Below are 6,831 nucleotides of genomic sequence, written 5' to 3'. Positions count from 1 at the left end.
ATAATAGGGTCACCACCGATACCTATAGCGGTAGTGATACCCAAGCCCTGACGTACTATTTGGTCAGCAGCTTCATAAGTAAGAGTACCCGATTTAGAAACGATGCCCACGTGTCCTTTTTTGAAGATAAAACCAGGCATAATACCTACCTTAGCTTCTTCTGGAGTGATAACTCCAGGGCAGTTAGGCCCTATAAGCCTGCAGTCCCGATTTTTGATATAAGCAGCCACTTTTACCATATCGGCAACAGGAATACCTTCAGTGATGGTAATAATCACTTTAATACCAGCTTCTGCTGCTTCCATAATGGCATCTGCAGCAAATGCAGGCGGTACGAAGATGATAGAAACATCAGCTCCTGTGGCTTTTACAGCGTCGGCTACGGTGTTAAATACGGGTTTTCCTAAGTGTGTTTGTCCACCTTTGTTAGGGGTAATACCGCCTACTACATTTGTGCCGTAAGCAATCATTTGCTCAGCGTGAAAGGTACCTTCACTTCCGGTGAAGCCTTGTACAATCACCTTTGAATTTTTATTCACTAATACACTCATTGCGATTAACTTTTAGTTTTAGTTGAAGCAAAGATAAGTATTTTATTTGAGTTGTACAATTTTTATTCGATAAAATAAATAACTTTTCGTAATTGCTATTTCTTATGTGGTTATTTATCAGCGAGTTATTAAAAAACGAAAAGAAACTTTTTTCTGCGATAAGTAGAAGAAAATTGCTAATTACCTAATTATTTGTACTTTTGCCGCGTTTTTAAATACAAGCAAAAAATGCAAATAGAAGTATTAAAATCTAAAATACATCGAGTAAAAGTAACAGGTGCTGATTTAGATTACATCGGTAGCATCACTATAGACGAGGCACTTTTAGAAGCTGCTGGAATGATAGAAGGTGAAAAGGTCTCGATAGTAAATGTCAATAACGGTGAGCGCTTAGATACTTACATCATCAAAGGGAAACGCCATTCAGGGGCTATAGTGCTCAATGGGCCTGCGGCTCGCAAAGTACAACGAGGCGATATAATAATTATCATTTCGTATGCCCTAATGGATTTTGAAGAGGCTAAAACCTTTAAACCTTCTGTTATTTTCCCTAATGAACAAACGAATCTCTTAGAATGAAAAAAACGCTTAAACTTACCCTCCCATTACTCGTGGGAGGTTTTTTGTGTTGGTACGCCTACCAACAGTTTACTGAAGAGCAATTTGCTGAGATAAAGAAAACCTTTCTTTCAGCAGATTATTTTTATATTATTTTATCAGTCTTTTTAGGCTTTTTCGCCGATATGTCGCGGGCTGTGCGTTGGGAGTTTTTATTGCTCCCTATGGGATACCGTACCTCTCTATTACACCGCGCTATGGCAGTGTTTATGGGCTATTTGGTAAATGTTACGATTCCGCGTTCTGGAGAGGTATCGCGAGCTCTGCTTGTCAGTAATTATGACGGAGTGCCTTTTGAAAAATCCTTTGGCACCATTATCTCAGAGCGGGTTATCGACCTGCTACTGCTCACAGCATTTACCGGAGTTGCATTTGTGCTACAGTTCGATGTAATTAGCAGTTTTATATTGTCTAAAATTCCTTTTCAGAAACTATTGTGGATAGCACTTATTGGCGGAGTATCGTTTGTAGTATTTTTATATTTGGTTTATACTTCTGAAAGAAAACTGTTTGTAAAGGTAAAAGGCTTTTTAAGTGGTATAAAAGAAGGCGTACTTTCAGTGATGAAAATACGCCATAAAACCTTGTTTTTATTGCATACCATTTTTATATGGGCTATGTATTTCCTGATGTTTTACATTCCTTTCTTTGCTTTGCCCGAAACAGCTACCATCAGTCTGGCTAATGTGCTTACAGCTTTTGTAGTGGGTAGCTTTGCAATGACATTTACCAATGCAGGCTTTGGGTCATATCCTTTCTTTATTGCTGAGGTGCTTTTCCTCTTTGGGGTAGCAACACCTGTAGGCACCGCCTTCGGTTGGATAGTATGGACATCACAATTTGCTATGACGCTTCTTCTGGGAGGTCTGTCGTTTGCTTTGCTCCCTTTGATAAAAGAAAATAAAAACAAGTGATAAACCACGTTATCCAGAACAGATAAAAACCTGCGTGAAAACTAAACTTCATCACCTTATGAGCCGTAGTGGTAAAATCTATATAAGTCAGATAAGCCCCTACGGCTCCTATTATTGTTAATAGGACAGCCAACAAACGGGAAAAACCCACGCTTACTTTAGCTCTAAACGTTTGTAAGAAAAGCAATAACACAAACTGTACAATAAATAAAATAAGAGCAGTTTTCCACCAAGTTTTAAATACGGCATACTGACTGTAGAAGGTGCTAACGCCTATCTTCCCAATAAAAGACATTTTAGAGATGAGTATGCCCGATACGAGGCTTAATAAGGCTTGTATTAATGTAAGGATACTAAGGTTCTTCATAGTTTATTTTTTTATAATCTTCCAACCTGTTTTTTCGTTGTATTTTAGTTTAAACTTCTGAGTAATAAACGAGGCATTAGGGTAAGGGTCTTTGCCAAAATAGTAGAAAGGCGTTTTCTCTTTATCTAAAATAACGGTGCAAACAGATACATTTTCTGTACTTTTCTCCAAGGTTACTTTCTTATCATTAAATTTGTAGATAATTGTTTTTACTTCGGCATTGTTTTTATTTTGCTTTACCAAATAAGGCAATGCCTCTTTCGTAAGTGCGGGGGTAATAATATGTACACTGTCTTTAGAAAACCACTTTTTGCGCACTTTTTCATCATTGATTTCAATAAATCCTTCATCTGTTAGCCTTTGAATAGCCTCAATGAGTTCTTGGTCTGAACTGTTGCTTAGTTTTTGCTTGTTGGTGTTGAACTTACCTGTTTCGTATAGCGGATTTTCTTCTAAGTAATCGGTGATAAGGTCGGTTACATCGCTGTTGTCCAACTTATTACTTTGGTTACAGCTGGCGAGTGTTAATAAACCAAAAGTCGCTAATAAAAAATATTTCTTCATTGTTTTATAGTGTTAATTATTATTTATTAATAGTTATTTCTTAGCTGAACCATCCATCGCGGTCTAAGCTGCGGTACTGAATAGCTTCGCCAATATGGTGAGGTTCTACTTTTTCTGTTTTCTCTAAGTCAGCTATAGTCCGTGCTACCTTCAGAATGCGGTCGTAGGCACGAGCAGAAAGGTTGAGGCGTGTCATAGCATTTTTTAGGAGCTTTAGAGATTCCTCACTTACCTTGCAGAATTTTTGAATCTGTTTGGTATTCATTTGGGCGTTATAGTGTATGTGCTCATACTCTTTGAAACGCTCAGTCTGTATATTGCGCGCTTCTATTACACGTTTGCGTATTTCGCTGCTACTTTCCGCTTTTCTCTCATCAGAAAGTTTCTCAAAAGGCACCGGATTTACCTCTATATGTATATCGATACGGTCTAACAGCGGTCCTGATATTTTGCTCATATAGCGTTGCATTTCAGCAGGCGAAGAGCTCATAGGGGCATCGGGGTCGTTAAAATAACCACTCGGGCTCGGATTCATACTGGCCACTAACATAAACGACGCAGGATAAGTGATAGAGAATTTAGCCCTTGATATCGTCACCTCTCGGTCTTCTAAAGGCTGACGCATCACTTCTAACACAGCCCTTTTAAACTCTGGCAGTTCGTCAAGGAAAAGCACGCCATTATGCGCTAATGATATCTCACCTGGTTGTGGATAAGTACCGCCTCCCACTAAAGCAACATCTGAAATGGTGTGATGAGGACTTCTAAAAGGGCGATGGCTCATCAGTCCACTGTCTTTAATGCGCCCCACTACGCTGTGTATTTTGGTAGTTTCGAGGGCTTCGTGCAGCGTCATAGGAGGGAGAATGCTGGGCAGCCGTTTGGCAAGCATCGTTTTCCCCGACCCAGGAGGCCCTATAAGAATGATATTGTGTCCTCCAGCAGCCGCTATTTCCATACAGCGTTTTACAGTCTCTTGTCCTTTAACATCAGCAAAATCAAATTCAGGGAACTCTAAGTTCTTATAAAATTCCTTGCGTGTATCTATTATGGTGCGCTCTAACTGTCTTTCGCCGTTGAAAAACGCTATTACATCTTTTATGTTTTCTACTCCATACACCTCCAATTGGTCTACGATAGCGGCTTCTTTAGCGTTTTGAGCAGGCAAAATAAAGCCTTTAAACCCCTCTTTACGTGCCTGAATGGCGATGGGTAGGGCACCTTTTATAGGTTGAAGTCCTCCGTCTAAAGAGAGTTCGCCCATAATGATGTATTTATCTAAATCATCGGCTTGTATTTGCTCGTTAGCTGCCAGAATACCAATAGCAAGACTAAGGTCATAGGAAGAGCCTTCTTTTCGCATATCGGCAGGAGCCATATTGATAGTGATTTTCCTTCCAGGTATCTTATAGCCGTTGTTTTGCAGAGCCGCAGCGATGCGATAGTTACTTTCTTTGATAGCCACATCGGGCAACCCTACAAGGTAATAGCCCACCCCTTTATCAATATTGACTTCAATAGTAATGGTCGTTGCTTCTACTCCAAAAACGGCACTTCCGTAAATTTTTACTAACATATTTTTCGGTTGATTTTTTTGATATGGCAAAGATAATAAAATAATGACAAATGACAAATCATAAAAGCAGAAAAATTTTCTGTAGCCACCTACCCTATACAAATGATATAGGAACAATATAGGATAAGCGAACAATTAGCGAAAAATTAGCGAAAAATAAACGACTAATAATCATCTTCAAAATAGAAAAATATTCTTGCCACTGCTCAGCTAGCCACTAATCACTCCTCTAAGTTAAACTAATTTGAATGTTTGACCTATTAGAAAGTTAATAAGTATAAGAGTGAGAAAGAAGTATGTATAATGTTGATAATCATTTATTTGTAATATATTTATAAGATTTAATGAATAAAAAGTGTTATAAAAATTTGGTAGAATAAAAAAAAGTAGTACATTTGCACCCGCAAAACAGAAAGAATAGGTTTTGAATATAATTGGCGAGGTAGCTCAGGTGGTTAGAGCGTTGGATTCATAACCCAAAGGTCACGGGTTCAAATCCCGTCTTCGCTACAAAATTGGTGTAACTAATTGATATACAGTTAGTTACACCAAGTTTTTTAAAATAGCTGGGTCTGATTTGGGGCTTTTTCTTTGCACGGTTTTACAGTGCTGGGAGGTAGCCCTAAATAAAAAAATGCCTACAAACGAAAAAAATACTTCTTCACGTATTATATACGTTGACTATAAGCCCGCAGTGCTACAAAAAGGGCAAAATGATGAATGGCGCATTGTATTCTTCGCCAAAATACCTGCACAAAACGAATTTAAACGCTTCCGTAAGCGAGTGCCTCCAATGTCCCCTACTCGCGAACGTGAGAAATATGCTAAAAAGATGATTGCCGCTATTAACCAAAAATTAGATAACGGCTGGTCGCCATTCTATGAAGACACTAATGTAAAATATAAATCATTAGAATATTGCGCTGACTTGTTTATAAAAATGCAAGAAAAAGAAGTACAAGACGGTATTAAACGCCCCGATACACTTAGGGCCTATACCTCTTGCATAGAACTATTGAAAAAGTATTTTACCGATAAGAAAATATCAATGAAATTTATTGTAGAACTTGATACCTATACTCTGCAAAACTATCTGGACTACCTCTATTACGAGCGTAAAAATAGCCCAAGTACTTATAATAATCATTTGAGATTTCTCAATATATTTCTAATTTGGTGCAAAACCAAGTGCTTTATAAATGCTAATCCTGCTGAAAGCATAAAACCTAAAAACAAGGTACAAAAGAAGCGTGAAGTACTATCTGGCGAGATTAAAGATAAGGTAAGAACGCTACACGATACTAATTTTCACTACTACGTGCTTTGTATGCTGACTTACTACTGCTTCATTAGGCGTACAGAACTGACAAAGCTAAAGGTGGGCGATGTGCACCTGCACGGCGGCTATATAGTAATTGACGGTGAAAACTCTAAAAACCGAAAAACAGAAAGCGTAACAATACCCGATGTATTTTTGCCAGACCTCGCCCTACACCTAAGCAAAGCTAAAAATAGCGACTACCTTTTTAGCGCGAATAAGTTTAAAGCTGGTACTACTCCTATTACTCCTAAAAAGATTTCTGACGAGTGGGCTAAGTTTCGCAAACTACATAAGTTTGATAGCAAATATCAGTTTTACTCTCTTAAAGATACTGGGATTACGGACTTGCTCAACAGTGGTATTCCTGCTATTAAGGTACGCGACCAAGCAAGGCACTACGATTTGAAGATTACTGAAAGCTATACCGCCCGCAATAAATTTGCTGATGAAATAGTGAAAACTGCAGCTTTTTCTTTTTAATGTTTGATGACGTTTAGAACGTGTTTTTTTTATGTGATTTGTGTGCAGAGGGTGTTTTTAGATGTTAATGATTTGATTTTCAGTGAAGTATGCTGCACACAAACTGCACACAAATTTTATTTTTGCACATAAACTTACCATTTTGCACATAAATTTTATTTTTTGGGCGCGGGGTGCGGAAGCGGAAAAAAACAAAAACTCCCCCGCTTGGTGGCGGAGGAGAAAAAAAGCCTATATTTGTGGCGAAAAAATGATGTTATTTATTGATGATAAGGAAGCACCAGCCGAATAAAAAACTCCAGCCTTACGGGGCTGGAGCGTGGCACTACTTGCGGCGGCTGGTTTTCTTGCGAGCCTTAGGGGTTACTCTTACAGTAATAGTTACTGGTACGGTTACCTTGCGGGTAGTGCGTGTGGGGCTGTTTTTCTTCTTTGTTGCC

General features: G+C 38.6%; 8 protein-coding genes and 1 tRNA gene. 5 read left to right on the top strand and 4 right to left on the bottom strand.

The genetic code is table 11. The annotated features are described in order from the left end of the window. The coding region (locus HMPREF9074_RS12685; protein ID WP_034540007.1) for a succinate--CoA ligase subunit alpha at positions 1 to 551 on the bottom strand (551 nt) is incomplete at its 3' end. A 228-nt stretch (positions 552 to 779) separates the two neighbouring features. Here HMPREF9074_RS12685 and panD point away from each other — a divergent pair. Together panD and HMPREF9074_RS06085 are read left to right on the top strand one after the other, a co-directional pair. Next, positions 780 to 1,130, top strand: coding sequence for an aspartate 1-decarboxylase (gene panD / locus HMPREF9074_RS06090; protein WP_009391783.1), 351 nt, complete (start codon positions 780 to 782; stop codon positions 1,128 to 1,130). Next, positions 1,127 to 2,083, top strand: a complete 957-nt coding sequence (locus HMPREF9074_RS06085) for a lysylphosphatidylglycerol synthase transmembrane domain-containing protein (RefSeq protein ID WP_009391781.1) — start codon at positions 1,127 to 1,129, stop codon at positions 2,081 to 2,083. Before panD ends, HMPREF9074_RS06085 begins: the two co-directional genes overlap by 4 nt. Here HMPREF9074_RS06085 and HMPREF9074_RS11870 read toward each other — a convergent pair. Genes HMPREF9074_RS11870 through HMPREF9074_RS06075 form a run of 3 tightly spaced genes read right to left on the bottom strand, consistent with a single transcriptional unit; the run spans position 2,013 to position 4,590 of the window. Continuing rightward, positions 2,013 to 2,450 (bottom strand): hypothetical protein, encoded by a 438-nt coding sequence (locus HMPREF9074_RS11870; protein ID WP_009391778.1) that lies wholly within the window; start codon positions 2,448 to 2,450, stop codon positions 2,013 to 2,015. The genes HMPREF9074_RS06085 and HMPREF9074_RS11870 overlap by 71 nt on opposite strands. Positions 2,451 to 2,453: 3 nt before the next feature. Further along, the gene (locus HMPREF9074_RS06080) at positions 2,454 to 3,014 is read right to left on the bottom strand and encodes a hypothetical protein (protein WP_009391775.1); all 561 of its coding nucleotides are present in this window, start codon (positions 3,012 to 3,014) and stop codon (positions 2,454 to 2,456) included. Positions 3,015 to 3,054: 40 nt separating this feature from the next. Continuing rightward, complete coding sequence (locus HMPREF9074_RS06075; RefSeq protein WP_009391773.1) at positions 3,055 to 4,590, bottom strand: YifB family Mg chelatase-like AAA ATPase; 1,536 nt, start codon at positions 4,588 to 4,590, stop codon at positions 3,055 to 3,057. Between the two features lie 436 nt (positions 4,591 to 5,026). On the opposite strand from HMPREF9074_RS06075, the gene HMPREF9074_RS06070 reads away from it, so the two are divergent. From HMPREF9074_RS06070 to HMPREF9074_RS12120, 3 genes are all read left to right on the top strand, one after another. Further along, positions 5,027 to 5,100 (top strand) — tRNA-Met (locus HMPREF9074_RS06070). 124 nt (positions 5,101 to 5,224) lie between these two features. Beyond that, positions 5,225 to 6,391 (top strand): tyrosine-type recombinase/integrase, encoded by a 1,167-nt coding sequence (locus tag HMPREF9074_RS06065; protein ID WP_009391772.1) that lies wholly within the window; start codon positions 5,225 to 5,227, stop codon positions 6,389 to 6,391. Positions 6,392 to 6,473: 82 nt separating this feature from the next. Continuing rightward, on the top strand, positions 6,474 to 6,683 hold the full coding sequence (locus tag HMPREF9074_RS12120; protein ID WP_009391771.1) for a hypothetical protein: 210 nt from the start codon (positions 6,474 to 6,476) through the stop codon (positions 6,681 to 6,683). Positions 6,684 to 6,831 lie beyond the last annotated feature (148 nt).

The sequence above is a fragment of the Capnocytophaga sp. oral taxon 329 str. F0087 genome (genome assembly GCF_000213295.2).
In the GTDB taxonomy this organism is placed as follows: domain Bacteria; phylum Bacteroidota; class Bacteroidia; order Flavobacteriales; family Flavobacteriaceae; genus Capnocytophaga; species Capnocytophaga leadbetteri_A.
Note: the sequence above shows the minus strand (reverse complement) of the source record. Positions and strands in the feature narration are given on the sequence as shown.